Consider the following 16,632-nt stretch of genomic DNA (forward strand, 5'->3'; position numbering starts at 1 on the left):
GGTAAGCGCTAGTGCCACCCGCCACAAACATTACTCTTTCGGATCTTTACCCGCCAGCAGCTTATCCAGCTCGTCGCCGCCCACGTGACGGAAGTCCTGACCCTTCACGAAGTAGAAAATGTATTCGCAAATGTTCTGGCAGCGGTCGCCGATACGCTCGATGGAGCGCGCGCAGAACAGGGCAGTCAGTACGCTTGGGATCGTACGGGAATCTTCCATCATATAGGTCATCAGCTGACGCACGATGCCTTCATACTCCTGGTCGACCTTCTTGTCTTCACGGTAGATACGCACCGCTTCGTCCAGATCCATACGCGCAAAGGCATCCAGCACGTCGTGCAGCATCTGCACGGTGTGGCGGCCCAGCGACTCCAGGCTCACCAGCAGCGGCTGGTGCTGCTGAGAGAACTTCTCCAGCGCGGTGCGGCAGATTTTATCCGCCACGTCACCAATACGCTCCAGCTCGGCGATGGTTTTGATGATCGCCATCACCAGACGCAGGTCGCTCGCCGTCGGCTGACGTTTCGCGATAATGCGCACGCAGGCCTCGTCGATAGCGACTTCCATCATGTTGACGTTTTTGTCGCCTTCAATGACGCGCTTCGCCAGCTCGCTGTCCTGGTTGTGCATTGCCGTAATTGCATCAGAAAGCTGCTGCTCAACCATGCCACCCATGGTCATCACCTGCGTGCGGATGCTTTCCAGCTCTGCGTTGAACTGGCCTGAAATATGTTTATTAAGATTGAGGTTGTCCATGGTTTCTCCACATGCACTAAGGCAAATCAACCGTAGCGGCCAGTAATATAATCTTCGGTTTGTTTCTTCGCGGGCTTAGTGAACAGATCGTCCGTGTTGCTGAACTCAATCAATTCACCCAGGTACATAAACGCCGTGTGATCGGAGCAACGTGCAGCCTGCTGCATGTTATGGGTCACGATAACCACGGTGTAATCCTGCTTCAGTTCGGTGATCAGCTCTTCAATGCGGCCGGTTGAGATCGGGTCCAGCGCTGAACACGGCTCATCCAGCAGCAACACTTCAGGGCGAATCGCAATACCGCGCGCAATGCACAGACGCTGCTGCTGACCACCGGAGAGAGAGTAACCGCTCTGGTGCAACTTATCTTTGGTTTCGTTCCATAATGCGGCCTTGGTCAAAGCCCACTGCACGCGCTCGTCCATATCGGCACGGGAGAGCTTTTCAAACAGACGCACACCAAACGCAATGTTGTCATAAATAGACATCGGGAACGGCGTGGGTTTCTGGAACACCATCCCCACTTTCGCACGCAGCAGGGCAATATCCTGAGCCTGGGTCAGAATGTTTTCACCATCGAGGATGATTTCCCCTTCAGCGCGCTGCTCCGGATAGAGCGAATACATTTTGTTAAAGGTACGCAGCAGCGTGGATTTCCCACAGCCGGACGGACCGATAAATGCCGTGACCTGGTTCTTTGCGATATCCAGGTTGATGTTCTTCAGGGCATGGAATTTGCCGTAGTAGAAGTTCAAATCACGAACCTGAATCTTACCCGGGGCAGTATCAACCATACTCATTGACTCATTTCCTCATTCGGCGCCGCGATCTGCCGCGCCGTAAAAAATTAACCGTGTTTCTTCTTCGCGAAAATGACGCGCGCCAGAATGTTCAGCAACAGTACGCAAAGGGTAATGATCAGCACCCCGGCCCAGGCCAGCTGCTGCCATTCCGCGAAGGGGCTCATCGCAAATTTAAAGATCGTCACCGGCAGGTTGGCGATCGGCTGCATCATGTCCGTGCTCCAGAACTGGTTGGAGAGGGACGTAAACAGCAGCGGTGCCGTTTCACCCGCGATACGCGCCACCGCCAGCAGGATACCGGTCATGATCCCGGAGACCGACGCCTTCAGCGTAATCGCAGAGATCATCTTCCATTTCGGCGTACCCAGCGCGTAAGCCGCTTCACGCAGGCTGTCCGGCACCAGTTTCAGCATGTTCTCGGTGGTTCGAATCACAATCGGCACCTGCAGCAGCGCCAGCGCAATGACGCCCGCCCAGCCGGAGAAGTGTTCCATCTGCGCCACCACCACGGTGTAAACGAACAGACCCACGACGATAGACGGGGCTGACAGCAAAATGTCGTTAATGAAGCGAATCACTTCCGCTAGCCAGGATTTACGGCCGTATTCTGCCAGGTAGATGCCCGCCATGATGCCCAGCGGCGTGCCGAAGACCGTCGCCCAGAGGATCAGCAATCCGCTGCCCGCCAGGGCATTCGCCAGGCCACCACCCGCCGTGTTCGGCGGCGGCGTCATTTCGGTGAACAGCGACAGTGACATTCCGTCAATCCCGCGAACGACCGTCGAGAAGAGGATCCAGACCAGCCAGAACAGGCCGAATGCCATCGTCGCCATAGAGAGCGTCAGGGCAATGCGGTTTTTCATGCGGCGTCTGGCCTGCATTTTGCGGCGGGATTCCGCCAGTTCAGCAGTTGCTTGCATTTCGAGAGTGGCCATTAGCGTGCTCCCTCATTTTTAGCGAGACGCATAATCATCAGCTTGGAAATCGCCAGAACAATGAAGGTAATAACGAACAGAATCAGACCCAGCTCCATCAGCGCCGCGACGTGCAGACCCGATTCCGCTTCCGCAAATTCATTCGCCAGCGCAGAGGTAATACTGTTACCCGGCATATAGAGCGACGCGCTGTCGAGCTGGTAGGTGTTACCGATGATAAAGGTGACCGCCATGGTTTCACCCAGCGCACGACCTAAGCCCAGCATCACGCCCCCGATCACCCCATTTTTGGTGAACGGAAGGACGATGCGCCAGATCACTTCCCAGGTGGTGCAGCCGATACCGTAGGCCGACTCTTTCATCATCACCGGCGTTTGTTCGAAGACATCGCGCATAACCGCCGCAATGTACGGAATAATCATGATGGCGAGGATCACGCCAGCCGCCAGAATGCCGATACCGAAAGCCGGGCCAGAGAACAGGGCCCCCACAAACGGAATGGCAGAGAGGACATTACCCACCGGTTCCTGGAAGTACGTGGCAAACAGCGGCGCAAAGATGAACAGGCCCCACATGCCGTAGACGATACTCGGAATAGCTGCCAGCAGTTCGATGGCGATCCCCAGCGGACGACGCAGCCAGCCCGGCGCCAGCTCCGTCAGGAACAGGGCAATACCAAAGCTTACCGGAACCGCAATCAGCAGGGCGATGAACGAGGTCACCAGCGTGCCGTAAATTGGCACCAGGGCACCGTAGATGTCGTTCGGCGCGTCCCACTCTTTGGTCCACAGGAAGGAGAAACCGAATTTCTGGATGCTCGGCCAGGAGGAGAAAATCAGAGACACGATAATGCCGCCCAGCAGCAATAGCACAATCAGCGCAGCCAGTTTGACCAGCGCGCTGAAAATCATGTCACCTTTTTTACCCGGAGGGTTAAATACAGGCTTGGTTGCAGCCATAAATTACTCTTCTGTTAAACGCGTTTACGAAATCGCCGGGTGGCGCTTGCGCTTACCCGGCCTACAGTCGGAACCGTAGGGCGGGTAAGCGCAAGCGCCACCCGCCATTTTCGTCAGAATGCTAAATTAATACAATGCTTTACCGCTGCTGTCTTTTACGTTGGTTTTCCATGCAGCGCGAATCTGCTCAACCACGTTGTCTGGCAGGGTGGCGTAATCCAGAGCGTTAGCCTGTTTGCCGCCGTTTTTGTATGCCCAGTCGAAGAACTTCAGCACTTCAGCGCCCTGCTCAGGTTTCTTCTGCTCTTTGTGCACCAGGATGAAGGTGGTAGAGGTGATTGGCCATGCACCTTCGCCCTTCTGGTTAGTCAGATCCTGCGCGAAGGATTTGCTCCAGTCAGCGCCTTTGGCAGCGTTAGCAAAGTTCTCTTCGGTCGGGCTAACCGGCTTGCCGTCGGCAGAAACCAGTTTGGTGTAAGACAGGTTGTTCTGCTTCGCGTACGCATACTCTACGTAGCCGATGGAGCCAGGCAGACGCTGTACGAACGCGGCGATACCGTCGTTACCTTTACCGCCCAGACCGGTAGGCCAGTTAACGGTAGAACCGGAGCCGACTTTAGATTTCCACTCTTCGTTCACTTTCGCCAGGTAGCTGGTGAACACGAAAGAGGTACCGGAACCATCCGCGCGGCGAACCACGGCGATGTTCTGAGAAGGCAGCTTCAGGCCTGGGTTGAGCTTAGCGATCGCTTCGTCATCCCATTTTTTGATGTTGCCCAGGTAGATGTCACCCAGCGTTTTGCCGTCCAGCACCAGCTCGCCCGACTTCACGCCCGGCAGGTTGATGGCCAGAACCACGCCACCGATCACGGTAGGGAACTGGAACAGGCCTTCCTGAGCCAGTTTGTCATCTGACAGCGGAGCGTCAGACGCGCCGAAATCAACCGTGTTCGCGGTAATTTGTTTCACGCCACCGGAGGAGCCGATACCCTGATAGTTAACCTTGTTACCGGTTTCTTTCTGGTAGGTATCCGCCCATTTGGCATACACCGGCGCAGGGAAGGTTGCACCAGCGCCAGTCAGGCTTGCTTCTGCAAATACAGAGAACGCGCTCAGAGATAAGGTCGCGGCGACAACAGTTGCGACAGTGGTACGCATAACTTTCATAATGTCTCCTGCAAGATTTTCGTAAATCGTTGTTTAGTGGCTACGATGAGCAAAATAGGACAAACAGGTGACAGATAAATGTACGAATTATGACAGTTTTATGACAATGAAAATTTAACTTAAAATTAAACAAAACAAAGCTTAATTTTCATCGAGTTAGCCACTTTTATGACAGGTTGTTTTCAGAAATATTTTCTTTATGTGACACTGAAAAAAGTAGCTGAAGATGACAAATTGTCATTATTAAAAATGAGAAAGGATTGATGAAAAACAAACCAGGCAGGATAAAAAAGCTCCACCCGAAGGTGGAGCCTGAAGGGTTTATTCTACAGTGACCGATTTCGCCAGGTTACGCGGCTGGTCGACGTCGGTGCCTTTGATCAGCGCCACGTGGTAAGCCAGCAGCTGCAGCGGAACGGTGTAGAAGATCGGTGCAATCACCTCTTCCACATGCGGCATCTCGATGATGTGCATGTTGTCGCTGCTGGCGAAACCGGCATCTTTGTCGGCGAAGACGTACAGGACACCGCCGCGGGCGCGCACTTCTTCGATGTTAGATTTCAGTTTTTCCAGCAGTTCGTTGTTGGGTGCCACAACGATGACCGGCATATCGGCGTCAATCAGCGCCAGCGGGCCGTGTTTCAGTTCGCCTGCCGCATAGGCTTCAGCGTGAATATAGGAGATCTCTTTCAGCTTCAGCGCGCCTTCCAGCGCAATCGGATACTGATCGCCACGACCCAGGAACAGGGCGTGATGCTTGTCAGAGAAATCTTCCGCCAGGGCTTCAATGCGTTTGTCCTGAGACAGCATCTGCTCAATACGGCTCGGCAGCGCCTGCAGACCATGAACGATGTCATGCTCAACGGAAGCATCTTCGCCTTTCAGACGCGCCAGCTTCGCCACCAGCATCAGCAGAACGGTCAGCTGAGTGGTAAACGCTTTAGTGGAGGCCACGCCGATTTCGGTACCCGCTTTGGTCATTAGCGCCAGATCGGATTCACGCACCAGGGAAGAGCCCGGGACGTTACAGATGGCCAGAGAGCCCAGGTAACCCAGCTCTTTAGACAGTCGCAGCGCAGCCAGGGTATCCGCCGTTTCACCAGACTGGGAAAGGGTGATCATCAGGCTGTTACGACGCACCGCAGATTTGCGATAGCGGAATTCAGAGGCAATTTCCACATCACACGGCACGCCCGCCAGGGATTCAAACCAGTAGCGAGAGACCATACCGGAGTTGTAGGAGGTGCCGCAGGCCACGATCTGAATGTGCTCAACCTTGCCGAGCAGTTCGTTCGCGTTTGCACCCAGCTCGCTCAGATCCACTTCACCGTGGCTGATGCGCCCGGTCAGGGTGTTTTTGATGGCGTTTGGCTGCTCGTAAATCTCTTTCTGCATGTAGTGACGGTAAGCGCCTTTGTCGCCCGCGTCGTACTGCAGGTTAGATTCGATCTCCTGGCGCTTCACCTGCTCGCCTTTGGTATCGAACACGGTCACGCTGCGGCGAGTCACTTCGGCGATATCCCCCTCTTCCAGGAAGATAAAGCGGCGGGTGACCGGCAGGAGCGCCAGCTGGTCAGAGGCGATAAAGTTTTCACCCATGCCCAGACCGATAACCATTGGGCTACCGGAACGCGCGGCCAGCAGCGTGGACGGATCGCGGGAATCCATGATCACCGTACCGTACGCACCGCGCAGCTGAGGGATAGCACGCAGCACCGCATCACGCAGTGTACCGCCCTGCTCCAGCTCCCAGTGCACCAGGTGAGCAATCACTTCGGTGTCGGTTTCAGAGACGAAGGTGTAGCCGCGCGCTTTCAGTGCTTCGCGCAGTGGTTCGTGGTTTTCGATAATGCCGTTGTGCACAACCACGATGTGTTCAGACACATGCGGGTGCGCGTTGCCTTCAGACGGTTCGCCGTGCGTCGCCCAGCGGGTATGCGCAATACCGGTTCCCCCGTGCAGCGGATGTTCTTCCGCGGCCTGGGCCAGCATCTGCACTTTACCGAGACGACGCAGACGGGTCATGTGACCTTCTGCATCGACGACAGCCAGACCGGCAGAGTCGTAACCACGGTATTCCAGACGACGTAAACCTTCGAGAAGGATTTCAGCAATATCACGCTGCGCAACTGCGCCAACAATTCCACACATAATTTATATTCCGAATTTAGGCATTATGCCTGCGTTGTCGCTGACCTGTATTTGCCCTTTCCGGGCGCCCCGAGCCTTGTAGAGAGTGGGGTTATTTTTATGGGTACTGCTTGTGGGGGGAGATATATATTTATCTCCTCTCCCGGGTTTGCCTGATGACGGCTACGCCTTATCAGGCCTACTCAATCGTAGGGCGGGTAAGCGTAGCGCCACCCGCCTTGTTGTTACTTTTTCTTCACCGGGCGTTTCCAGCCCTGCTTGCTGACCTGCGGAACGCGGCTTAATACCAGCTCGTTCTCGGCCACATCGCGCGTTACGGTTGTTCCAGCGGCAATAGTCACCCCGTTACCCACGGTAACCGGTGCCACCAACTGCGTATCGGAGCCAACGAACACGTCATCACCAATGATCGTTTTAAACTTATTGGCGCCGTCATAGTTACAGGTAATCGTCCCTGCACCAATATTCACGTTATTGCCAATTTCCGCGTCGCCCAGATAGGTCAGATGACCGGCTTTAGAGCCTTTACCCAGACGCGCTTTTTTCATCTCCACGAAGTTACCCACGTGAGCGCCTTCCAGCAGCTCAGCACCCGGGCGCAGGCGCGCAAACGGGCCGATAGTACAGGCCACGTCCAGACGGGCATCTTCCACCACGCTGTACGGGCTGATTTCGCAGTCGTCACCGATGATGCTGTTTTTGATCACGCAGCCTGCGCCAATTTTGACGCGGTTGCCCAGCGTCACGTTACCCTCGAGGATAACGTTAGTATCAATTTCAACGTCACGCCCGTGAGATAACGTGCCACGCAGATCGAAACGCGCCGGATCGCGCAGCATCACGCCTGCCAGCAGCAGTTTTTCAGCCTGTTCGGACTGATAAACACGCTCAAGGCGAGAAAGTTGAAGACGGTTATTCACCCCTTCGGTTTCGCTGATGCGTGCCGGATGGACAGCCGCAATCTCGCGCCCTTCGTGGTACGCCATCGCAATAATGTCGGTGATGTAGTATTCACCCTGCGCATTGTTGTTGTTGAGCTTCGACAGCCAGCGCTTCATATCCGCGCCATTGGCAATCAGGATACCGGTGTTGATCTCCTGAATCTGACGCTGCGCCTCACTGGCATCTTTATGCTCAACAATACCCGTAACGTTGCCGTTTTCACGGGTGATACGACCATAACCGGTTGGATCGTCCAGCACGACGGTTAATAAACCGAGGCCGCCCTGCGGTTTGGCTTCACGCAGGCGAGTCAGTGTTTCAACAGAGATCAGCGGGACATCGCCGTAGAGCATCAAAATGTCTTCGTCATCCGCAAAGAAGGGCGCTGCCTGCTGCATGGCATGGCCTGTACCCAACTGTTCAGCCTGAAGCACCCAGTTGAGCTTGTCGTCGCTCAGCGTCTTTTTAAGCAGATCGCCGCCGTGGCCGTAGACCAGGTGAACCTGATTAGCACCCAGTTCATTCGCTGCATCAATGACATGCTGCACCATTGGCTTTCCTGCAAGCGTGTGAAGCACTTTAGGCAGGTCGGAATACATGCGGGTCCCTTTGCCTGCGGCAAGGATCACCACGCTCATCGCACTGTTTGACATACGCATCCTGACGGTAGTTTGAGTGAGAAGTAAAAACGTTTGATGCTTAAAATTCTACATCTTTTTCAGCATGAATTAAGGCCGAAAAAAAAAGCCAGCCTGGTATCCAGACTGGCTTTTGTGCTTTTCAAGCCGGTGTTACATCGCTTTTTTGGTCAACTCGATAACGCGCAGTTTCGCGATCGCTTTGGCCAGCTCCGCAGACGCCTGAGCGTAATCCACGTCACCATGAGAGCTGTTAATGTGCTCTTCAGCCTTACGCTTCGACTCCAGGGCTCGCGCTTCGTCGAGATCCTGGCCACGAATAGCGGTATCGGCCAGAACGGTCACACTGCCAGGCTGCACTTCAAGAATGCCGCCGGACAGATAGATAAACTCTTCGTGACCGAACTGTTTAACGATGCGGATCATACCAGGCTTAATGGCGGTGAGCAGCGGTGCGTGACCCGGGAAAATACCCAGTTCACCTTCACTACCCGTTACCTGGATTTTCTCGACCAGACCAGAGAACATTTGTTGCTCTGCGCTGACGACGTCCAGGTGGTAAGTCATTGCCATATCACCCTCCGATTAAGGCGTTAAAGTTTTTTGGCTTTTTCCACAGCTTCTTCGATGGAACCAACCATGTAGAACGCCTGCTCTGGCAGGTGATCGTATTCGCCTTCCATGATGCCTTTAAAGCCACGGATGGTGTCTTTCAGGGAAACGTATTTACCCGGAGAACCGGTGAATACTTCCGCAACGAAGAACGGCTGGGACAGGAAGCGCTGGATCTTACGCGCACGTGCTACCACCAGTTTGTCTTCTTCAGACAGTTCATCCATACCCAGGATGGCGATGATGTCTTTCAGTTCCTGGTAACGCTGCAGCAGGGACTGTACGCCACGCGCGGTGTCGTAGTGTTCCTGACCAACAACCAGTGGATCCAGCTGACGGCTGGTGGAGTCCAGCGGGTCAACGGCCGGGTAGATACCCAGAGACGCGATCTGACGGCTCAGTACCACGGTTGCATCTAAGTGCGCAAAGGTGGTGGCTGGTGATGGGTCAGTCAAGTCATCCGCAGGTACGTATACCGCCTGAACGGAGGTGATAGAACCGGTTTTGGTAGAGGTGATACGTTCCTGAAGAACACCCATCTCTTCCGCCAGCGTAGGCTGATAACCTACCGCTGAAGGCATACGACCCAGCAGTGCAGATACTTCAGTACCGGCCAGGGTGTAACGATAGATGTTATCAACGAACAGCAGAACGTCACGGCCTTCGTCACGGAACTTCTCAGCCATCGTCAGGCCGGTCAGCGCAACGCGCAGACGGTTTCCAGGTGGCTCGTTCATCTGGCCGTAAACCAGGGATACTTTGTCCAGAACGTTGGAGTCGGTCATTTCGTGGTAGAAGTCGTTACCCTCACGAGTACGTTCACCTACGCCCGCAAACACAGAGTAACCGGAGTGCTCGATCGCGATGTTACGGATCAGCTCCATCATGTTTACGGTTTTACCTACACCCGCACCACCGAACAGACCAACTTTACCGCCCTTCGCAAACGGACACATCAGGTCGATAACTTTGATACCGGTTTCCAGCAGTTCCTGAGAGCTGGACAGCTCTTCGTAGGAAGGTGCCGCGCGGTGGATAGCCCAACGCTCTTCTTCACCGATGTCGCCTTTCATGTCGATTGGCTGACCCAATACGTTCATGATACGACCCAGTGTTGCTTTACCTACCGGGACTTCGATCGGGTGCTCAAGGTCTTTTACTTCCAGACCACGACGCAGACCGTCGGAAGAACCCATCGCGATGGTACGCACGATACCGCCGCCGAGCTGCTGCTGAACTTCCAGCACCAGGCTCTCGTTACCATTCTGTACCTCAAGCGCGTCGTACACGCGTGGTACGGCGTCCTGAGGGAACTCGACGTCCACCACGGCGCCGATTACCTGGACAATCTTTCCAGTAGCCATCTTGAATCCTCTACGTAATTCGTAAACCTGGTTAAACCGCGGCGGCCCCCGAGACGATCTCGGTGAGTTCCTGAGTAATGCTGGCCTGACGAGCTTTGTTGTAAACCAACTGCAGCTCTTTAATCAGGCTGCCGCCATTATCGGTCGCGGCTTTCATCGCCACCATTCGTGCGGCCTGCTCGCTGGCCAGGTTTTCTACAACGCCCTGATAAACCTGAGATTCAACGTAACGACGCAGCAGGGTATCCAGCAGCGGTTTCGGATCGGGTTCATACAGGTAATCCCAGGTTTTTTGCTTCAGCTCGCCATCTTCTGATGCCGGTAACGGCAGCATCTGCGTGAGCGTTGGAACCTGAGACATGGTGTTAATGAATTTGTTGCTGACAACGTACAGTCTGTCCAGACGGCCTTCATCATAAGCCTGCAACATCACTTTAACCGGGCCGATCAGTTCGGACAGGGACGGGTTATCACCCATACCGGTCACCTGAGCGACAATGTTGCCACCAACGGAGTTAAAGAAAGAGACGCCTTTAGAGCCGATCATTGCGATATCGCACTGAACGCCTTTTTCAGACCATGCTTTCATATCCGCCAGCAGTTTTTTGAACAGGTTAATGTTCAAGCCGCCACACAGACCACGGTCGGTCGACACCACCAGGTAGCCCACGCGCTTAACGTCGCGTTCTTCCAGGTAAGGGTGCTTATATTCCAGATTACCGTTTGCAAGGTGACCAATCACTTTGCGCATGGTTTCTGCATAAGGACGGCTGGCCGCCATGCGATCCTGCGATTTACGCATTTTGGAAGCGGCGACCATCTCCATCGCTTTAGTGATCTTTTGCGTGTTCTGGACGCTTGCGATCTTACTACGTATCTCTTTTGCGCCGGCCATGAGCTTCTCCTCAATGCCAGGCGGCTTGTCCTGAGACAAGCCGCCGGACGATTACCAGGATTGGGTTGCTTTGAAGGAATCGAGGATAGCTTTCAGCTTGCCTTCGATTTCGTCGTTATAGCCACCGGTCTGGTTGATCTCTTGCATCAGCGGAGCGTGATCACGGTCGACGTAAGCCAGCAGAGCGGCTTCGAAGCTACCGATTTTCGCCAGTTCCACATCTTCGAGGTAACCGCGTTCAGCCGCGAACAGTACCAGGCCCTGCTGAGCAACAGACATTGGTGCATACTGTTTCTGCTTCAGCAGCTCGGTCACTTTCTGACCGTGGCTCAGCTGTTTACGGGTTGCTTCGTCCAGATCGGATGCGAACTGAGAGAACGCAGCCAGTTCACGATACTGTGCCAGCGCGGTACGGATACCACCGGACAGTTTCTTGATGATCTTGGTCTGAGCAGCACCACCAACACGGGATACGGAGATACCCGGGTTAACTGCCGGACGAATACCGGAGTTAAACAGGTTGGTTTCCAGGAAGATCTGACCATCGGTAATGGAGATTACGTTGGTCGGAACGAACGCAGAAACGTCACCCGCCTGGGTTTCAATGATCGGCAGAGCGGTCAGAGAGCCCGTTTTACCCTTCACTTCACCTTTGGTGAAGTTCTCGACGTATTCCGCGTTAACGCGGGAAGCACGCTCCAGCAGACGAGAGTGGAGGTAGAATACGTCGCCAGGGAACGCTTCACGTCCAGGTGGACGACGGAGCAGCAGGGAAACCTGACGATAAGCAACAGCCTGTTTAGACAGGTCATCGTATACGATCAGTGCATCTTCACCGCGGTCACGGAAGTATTCGCCCATTGCGCAACCGGCGTATGGCGCCAGGTATTGCAGTGCAGCAGATTCAGACGCAGTTGCTACCACAACGATGGTGTTAGACAGTGCGCCGTGTTCTTCCAGTTTACGAACCACGTTAGAAATGGTGGACGCTTTCTGGCCGATGGCCACGTACACGCATTTGATGCCGGAGTCACGCTGGTTGATAATGGCGTCGATAGCCATCGCGGTTTTACCGGTCTGACGGTCACCGATGATCAGTTCACGCTGACCACGACCGATTGGAATCATGGCATCAACGGACTTATAACCTGTCTGAACAGGCTGATCTACGGACTGACGGTCGATAACGCCTGGTGCGATAACTTCGATTGGGGAGAAGCCATCGTGCTCAACCGGACCTCTACCGTCGATTGGCGCACCCAGGGTGTTAACAACGCGACCCAGCAGGCCACGGCCAACCGGTACTTCCAGAATACGGCCAGTACACTTAACCTTCATGCCTTCGGCGAGGTCAGCGTATGGACCCATCACAACTGCACCAACGGAGTCGCGCTCCAGGTTCAGTGCGATAGCGTAACGGTTACCCGGCAGGGAAATCATTTCACCCTGCATACAATCGGCCAAGCCGTGGATGCGGATAACACCGTCACTTACAGAAACAATAGTACCTTCGTTGTGAGCTTCACTCACAACACTGAACTGAGCAATGCGCTGCTTGATCAGTTCGCTGATTTCGGTGGAATTCAGTTGCATGCTCCAGTCCCCTTAAGACTGCAAGACGTCTGCAAGGCGTTCAAGACGGCCGCGTACGCTGCCATCAATGACCATATCACCCGAGCGGATGATTACGCCTGCCATTACAGACTTATCGATTTTGCAATTCAGCTTAACTTTGCGTGACAGACGTTTTTCCATCGCGGCGGTGATTTTCGCAAGCTGTTCGTTACTCAGTTCAGTCGCAGAAGTTACTTCAACTTCAGCGGTTGCTTCACTAAGGGCACGTAAGTGCTCAAACTGCTCGAGAACATCCGGGAGCACACGGAGACGACCATTTTCTGCCATCACCTTAATCAGGTTCTGGCCGTTGGCATCCAGTTGCTCTCCGCACACGGCGATAAACGACGCGGCGAGAGTTTCAGGTGCTAACGCACCGGAAAGCAACTCAGCCATTTGTTCGTTTTTCGTCACCTCAGCGGCAAACGCCAGCATATCCTGCCAGCGATCGACATTGTGGTGTTCGACAGCAAAGTCAAAAGCTGCTTTGGCGTAGGGGCGAGCTACCGTAACAAATTCAGACATCAGCCCCTCCCTCCTTACAGTTCAGCGACAAGTTTGTCCACGATGTCGCTGTTAGCAGCTTCATCCACGGAACGTTCGATGATCTTCTCGGCGCCAGCAACAGCCAGAATCGCAACCTGCTTACGCAGTTCTTCACGAGCACGTTTACGCTCAGCATCAATTTCTGCCTGAGCCTGTGTCACGATCTTAGTACGTTCCTGTTCTGCTTCAGCTTTGGCTTCGTCCAGGATCTGCGAACGGCGTTTGTTAGCCTGTTCGATGATTACCTGAGCTTCCGCTTTCGCTTTTTTCAGCTGGTCTGTCGCGTTGGCCTGTGCAAGGTCCAAATCTTTCTTAGCGCGTTCTGCAGAAGCCAGACCGTCAGCAATTTCTTTCTGACGTTTTTCGATGGCAGCCATTAAAGGCGGCCATACATACTTCATGCAGAACCAGACAAAGAGAATAAACGCGATGGCCTGGCCGAGGATTGTTGCGTTCATGTTCACAGCACAATACCTCTTTAATTTCTGTGGCTTAGGGTTTTAAAACTACTACTACGCGACAGCAAACATCACGTACAGACCCAGACCTACAGCGATCATTGGGATAGCATCCACCAGACCCATAACGATAAAGAACTGAGTACGCAGCAGAGGAATCAGATCAGGTTGACGCGCTGCGCCTTCCAGGAATTTGCCCCCGAGGATGCCGATACCGATCGCAGCACCGATAGCCGCCAGACCCATCATCACAGCGGCAGCCATGTACAGCAGATCCATATTCAGGTTTTCCATGACAGTCTCCAGTTTGTTTCAATTAAAACGTAGTAGTGTTGGTAAAAAATCAGTGCTCTTCAGACGCCATCGACAGATAGACGATCGTCAGAACCATGAAGATAAAGGCTTGCAGCGTAATGATCAGGATGTGGAAAATGGCCCACGGCACATTCAGAACCCACTGTGACCACCACGGCAGAAGACCCGCGATCAGAATGAAAATCAGCTCACCCGCATACATGTTGCCGAACAGTCGCAGACCCAGTGAAACAGGTTTGGACAGCAGGCTAACGCCTTCCAGGATCAGGTTGACCGGAATAAACGCCCAGTGGTTGAACGGCTGCAAGGTAAGCTCTTTCACAAAGCCGCTTACGCCTTTCATTTTGATGCTGTAGAAAAGAATCAGGATAAACACGCCCAGCGCCATCGACAGGGTGATGTTCACGTCCGCAGACGGTACAACACGCAGTGCAGGCAGGCCGAAGATGTGCTCGCCGATAAACGGCAGCAGATCGATTGGCAGCAGGTCCATCAGGTTCATCAGGAAGACCCAAACGAACACGGTCAGCGCCAGCGGAGCAATCAGCTTGCTCTTACCATGGTACATGTCTTTGACGCTGCCATGGACGAAGCCGATGATCATTTCGATGAAGGTCTGGAATTTCCCTGGTACACCGCTGGTCGCTCGTTTAGCAACACCGCGGAACATGGCCAGGAACAGAAGACCCAAAACCACCGAGAAAAACATGGAGTCGATGTTGATCGTCCAGAAGGTGGCCGGGGGGTTATGTGGATCCACCAGCGAGAATGTACGCAGGTCCAGCTGAAGGTTATTCAGATGGTGACCTATGTAATCCTGCGGCGTCATATTTTCTGAAGCCATGATGCCTTTTACCCTTTGTTATTGATTACAGCTGGAGCCAGAACTTGTACCACCAGCACCAAAACCCACGTTGCTATCAGCGGCATGAAGACCACTTTCAAAACCGCCAGCGCCATCACCAGTAGAGCAAAGGTCAGCAACACCTTACACACTTCGCCGAGGGCGAAGGACCAGGCCACGCGGCCTTTGGCGGGTGTATGCGCCTGATGACGCCAGGCAAAAATCATAAACAACACGTTTGGCAGCACAACCGCCAAACCCCCGCACACGGCGGAGATGCCCCAGAAGGGGTCTTTGAGGCTAAACAGCAGTCCACTTGCTATCACAGCCAGAAACTGAACGAACAGAAGCTTACGAGCAACGTTTCTACTCAAGAGCGACACAGACATCACGTTTTTACTCCTGCTCCCTTCGAGGTATGCCGCGTGTCGTATAAAACGTCCTTTAAGGCTCAGAGTCAAGCATCAAAAAGCGGTCAAATTATACGGTGCGCACCCGTGATTTCAAACATTAAGTAGCGAAAAGGTGAATAAATGTTTAAATATTTTTCCCCACCGCTATTTTTTAACTTTCGCTGAAAGCGTCAACCTTCGACCAAAACTGCAAACAGCGCGAAAACGTTGTCGATAAAGCGTGCACGAGATCACAAAACACACATTTGCGATAAGGTTGTATTTATCAAAGGCGCAAATCGCGAAAATTTATCTTTATGAAATTAAACACAAAATGTCGCAACTATTTTCAAAACAGCCCAGTACACAATAAAAACCTTTTATTGACATTCTTAATAAATAATTAACATTGCGTTCTGGTTACTGCCTTCCACTTTTAGCAGACTTATATTTTCACAGATGACTATCTTCTCGGTGAATAATAGGCGCTACGTTAACCGGAAGAAAAACCTTAGTGAAGCAGAGGTTAAAAGCTCCCCGATAAAACCCCGGTAGTTGTGCTGTTTTTTAACATGATAAGAACAGCACGAATTCCACATTTTTTATTAATTTTTTAAAAATTGTTTGGCTTAATTATCACCAGATGACGTTCACCTTCGAGCTGAGGAATCTGTAATTTCTCAATAGACTCGACAGCAAAACCGTCTGGAAGCTGTTCAATCTCATCGCCTGGCAACTGCCCTTTCAGCGCATAAAAGCGGCCGTTCTCCGCAGGCAAGTGCTTGCACCAGCTCACCATGTCATTGAGCGAAGCAAACGCGCGGCTGATAACCCCATCAAACGGCGGCTCTGCCGGGAACTCCTCTACCCTGCTCTGCACGGGCGTAATGTTCTCAAGCTTCAGCTCATGCTGTACCTGACGTAAAAAGCGCACGCGCTTGCCGAGGCTGTCCAGCAGCGTGAAATGGCTCTCAGGGCGAACAATCGACAGCGGAACGCCCGGTAAACCTGGACCCGTACCCACGTCGATAAAGCGCTCACCTTTCAACCATGGGGCAACCACGATGCTATCGAGTATATGGCGGACGAGCATCTCGTTGGGGTCGCGAACAGACGTCAGGTTGTACGCTTTGTTCCATTTGTTCAGCATATCGACATAGGCCACCAGCTGATTTTTCTGGTGATCGGTGAGCGAAATACCTGCCTGATCCAGCAGACGAGAGAGTTTGTTGAGCACGGTG

General features: G+C 53.4%; 17 protein-coding genes. All 17 read right to left on the reverse strand.

Annotation, left to right across the window (positions count from 1 at the left end; all coding sequences use genetic code 11):
• Positions 1 to 30: 30 nt before the first annotated feature.
• Complete coding sequence (gene phoU / locus AC0TOY_RS07760; protein ID WP_008500182.1) at positions 31 to 756, reverse strand: phosphate signaling complex protein PhoU; 726 nt, start codon at positions 754 to 756, stop codon at positions 31 to 33.
• A 26-nt stretch (positions 757 to 782) separates the two neighbouring features.
• Positions 783 to 1,556 (reverse strand): phosphate ABC transporter ATP-binding protein PstB, encoded by a 774-nt coding sequence (pstB, locus tag AC0TOY_RS07765; protein WP_008500183.1) that lies wholly within the window; start codon positions 1,554 to 1,556, stop codon positions 783 to 785.
• Positions 1,557 to 1,603: 47 nt separating this feature from the next.
• Positions 1,604 to 2,494, reverse strand: coding sequence for a phosphate ABC transporter permease PstA (gene pstA / locus AC0TOY_RS07770; protein WP_024907882.1), 891 nt, complete (start codon positions 2,492 to 2,494; stop codon positions 1,604 to 1,606).
• Positions 2,494 to 3,453 (reverse strand): phosphate ABC transporter permease PstC, encoded by a 960-nt coding sequence (gene pstC, locus AC0TOY_RS07775; RefSeq protein ID WP_233396164.1) that lies wholly within the window; start codon positions 3,451 to 3,453, stop codon positions 2,494 to 2,496. Before pstC ends, pstA begins: the two co-directional genes overlap by 1 nt.
• A gap of 126 nt (positions 3,454 to 3,579) precedes the next feature.
• Positions 3,580 to 4,620, reverse strand: a complete 1,041-nt coding sequence (pstS, locus tag AC0TOY_RS07780) for a phosphate ABC transporter substrate-binding protein PstS (protein ID WP_032675678.1) — start codon at positions 4,618 to 4,620, stop codon at positions 3,580 to 3,582.
• A gap of 321 nt (positions 4,621 to 4,941) precedes the next feature.
• Entirely contained in the window at positions 4,942 to 6,771 is a 1,830-nt protein-coding gene (glmS, locus tag AC0TOY_RS07785) for a glutamine--fructose-6-phosphate transaminase (isomerizing) (RefSeq protein ID WP_473721682.1), read from the reverse strand.
• A 224-nt stretch (positions 6,772 to 6,995) separates the two neighbouring features.
• Entirely contained in the window at positions 6,996 to 8,366 is a 1,371-nt protein-coding gene (glmU, locus tag AC0TOY_RS07790) for a bifunctional UDP-N-acetylglucosamine diphosphorylase/glucosamine-1-phosphate N-acetyltransferase GlmU (protein ID WP_473721683.1), read from the reverse strand.
• 138 nt (positions 8,367 to 8,504) lie between these two features.
• The gene (locus AC0TOY_RS07795) at positions 8,505 to 8,924 is read right to left on the reverse strand and encodes a F0F1 ATP synthase subunit epsilon (RefSeq protein ID WP_003862360.1); all 420 of its coding nucleotides are present in this window, start codon (positions 8,922 to 8,924) and stop codon (positions 8,505 to 8,507) included.
• Positions 8,925 to 8,944: 20 nt separating this feature from the next.
• Positions 8,945 to 10,327 (reverse strand): F0F1 ATP synthase subunit beta, encoded by a 1,383-nt coding sequence (gene atpD / locus AC0TOY_RS07800; protein ID WP_003862362.1) that lies wholly within the window; start codon positions 10,325 to 10,327, stop codon positions 8,945 to 8,947.
• A 31-nt stretch (positions 10,328 to 10,358) separates the two neighbouring features.
• On the reverse strand, positions 10,359 to 11,222 hold the full coding sequence (gene atpG / locus AC0TOY_RS07805; RefSeq protein WP_024907886.1) for a F0F1 ATP synthase subunit gamma: 864 nt from the start codon (positions 11,220 to 11,222) through the stop codon (positions 10,359 to 10,361).
• A 51-nt stretch (positions 11,223 to 11,273) separates the two neighbouring features.
• A complete protein-coding gene (atpA, locus tag AC0TOY_RS07810; RefSeq protein ID WP_473721684.1) occupies positions 11,274 to 12,815 on the reverse strand; it encodes a F0F1 ATP synthase subunit alpha in 1,542 nt (513 codons plus the stop codon).
• A gap of 12 nt (positions 12,816 to 12,827) precedes the next feature.
• Entirely contained in the window at positions 12,828 to 13,361 is a 534-nt protein-coding gene (atpH, locus tag AC0TOY_RS07815) for a F0F1 ATP synthase subunit delta (protein ID WP_024907887.1), read from the reverse strand.
• A 14-nt stretch (positions 13,362 to 13,375) separates the two neighbouring features.
• Positions 13,376 to 13,846, reverse strand: a complete 471-nt coding sequence (atpF, locus tag AC0TOY_RS07820) for a F0F1 ATP synthase subunit B (protein ID WP_014072436.1) — start codon at positions 13,844 to 13,846, stop codon at positions 13,376 to 13,378.
• Between the two features lie 48 nt (positions 13,847 to 13,894).
• Positions 13,895 to 14,134, reverse strand: a complete 240-nt coding sequence (gene atpE / locus AC0TOY_RS07825; protein ID WP_000429386.1) for a F0F1 ATP synthase subunit C — start codon at positions 14,132 to 14,134, stop codon at positions 13,895 to 13,897.
• Between the two features lie 49 nt (positions 14,135 to 14,183).
• The gene (gene atpB, locus AC0TOY_RS07830) at positions 14,184 to 14,999 is read right to left on the reverse strand and encodes a F0F1 ATP synthase subunit A (RefSeq protein WP_008500193.1); all 816 of its coding nucleotides are present in this window, start codon (positions 14,997 to 14,999) and stop codon (positions 14,184 to 14,186) included.
• Positions 15,000 to 15,007: 8 nt separating this feature from the next.
• Positions 15,008 to 15,388 (reverse strand): F0F1 ATP synthase subunit I, encoded by a 381-nt coding sequence (gene atpI, locus AC0TOY_RS07835; RefSeq protein WP_023333920.1) that lies wholly within the window; start codon positions 15,386 to 15,388, stop codon positions 15,008 to 15,010.
• Positions 15,389 to 16,004: 616 nt separating this feature from the next.
• Positions 16,005 to 16,628, reverse strand: coding sequence for a 16S rRNA (guanine(527)-N(7))-methyltransferase RsmG (gene rsmG / locus AC0TOY_RS07840; RefSeq protein WP_024907888.1), 624 nt, complete (start codon positions 16,626 to 16,628; stop codon positions 16,005 to 16,007).
• Positions 16,629 to 16,632: the final 4 nt, after the last annotated feature.

Source organism: Enterobacter sp. PL_is379 (assembly GCF_055817355.1).

What these genes read in the sequence shown, in the direction of transcription:
- atpI (WP_023333920.1), bottom strand. Translation starts at nt 15,388, where the DNA reads ATGTCTGTGTCGCTCTTGAGTAGAAACGTTGCTCGTAAGCTTCTGTTC.
- pstB (WP_008500183.1), bottom strand. Translation starts at nt 1,556, where the DNA reads ATGAGTATGGTTGATACTGCCCCGGGTAAGATTCAGGTTCGTGATTTG.
- atpG (WP_024907886.1), bottom strand. Translation starts at nt 11,222, where the DNA reads ATGGCCGGCGCAAAAGAGATACGTAGTAAGATCGCAAGCGTCCAGAAC.
- AC0TOY_RS07795 (WP_003862360.1), bottom strand. Translation starts at nt 8,924, where the DNA reads ATGGCAATGACTTACCACCTGGACGTCGTCAGCGCAGAGCAACAAATG.
- glmS (WP_473721682.1), bottom strand. Translation starts at nt 6,771, where the DNA reads ATGTGTGGAATTGTTGGCGCAGTTGCGCAGCGTGATATTGCTGAAATC.
- atpE (WP_000429386.1), bottom strand. Translation starts at nt 14,134, where the DNA reads ATGGAAAACCTGAATATGGATCTGCTGTACATGGCTGCCGCTGTGATG.
- atpB (WP_008500193.1), bottom strand. Translation starts at nt 14,999, where the DNA reads ATGGCTTCAGAAAATATGACGCCGCAGGATTACATAGGTCACCATCTG.
- phoU (WP_008500182.1), bottom strand. Translation starts at nt 756, where the DNA reads ATGGACAACCTCAATCTTAATAAACATATTTCAGGCCAGTTCAACGCA.
- pstC (WP_233396164.1), bottom strand. Translation starts at nt 3,453, where the DNA reads ATGGCTGCAACCAAGCCTGTATTTAACCCTCCGGGTAAAAAAGGTGAC.
- pstS (WP_032675678.1), bottom strand. Translation starts at nt 4,620, where the DNA reads ATGAAAGTTATGCGTACCACTGTCGCAACTGTTGTCGCCGCGACCTTA.
- pstA (WP_024907882.1), bottom strand. Translation starts at nt 2,494, where the DNA reads ATGGCCACTCTCGAAATGCAAGCAACTGCTGAACTGGCGGAATCCCGC.
- atpD (WP_003862362.1), bottom strand. Translation starts at nt 10,327, where the DNA reads ATGGCTACTGGAAAGATTGTCCAGGTAATCGGCGCCGTGGTGGACGTC.
- atpA (WP_473721684.1), bottom strand. Translation starts at nt 12,815, where the DNA reads ATGCAACTGAATTCCACCGAAATCAGCGAACTGATCAAGCAGCGCATT.
- atpH (WP_024907887.1), bottom strand. Translation starts at nt 13,361, where the DNA reads ATGTCTGAATTTGTTACGGTAGCTCGCCCCTACGCCAAAGCAGCTTTT.
- glmU (WP_473721683.1), bottom strand. Translation starts at nt 8,366, where the DNA reads ATGTCAAACAGTGCGATGAGCGTGGTGATCCTTGCCGCAGGCAAAGGG.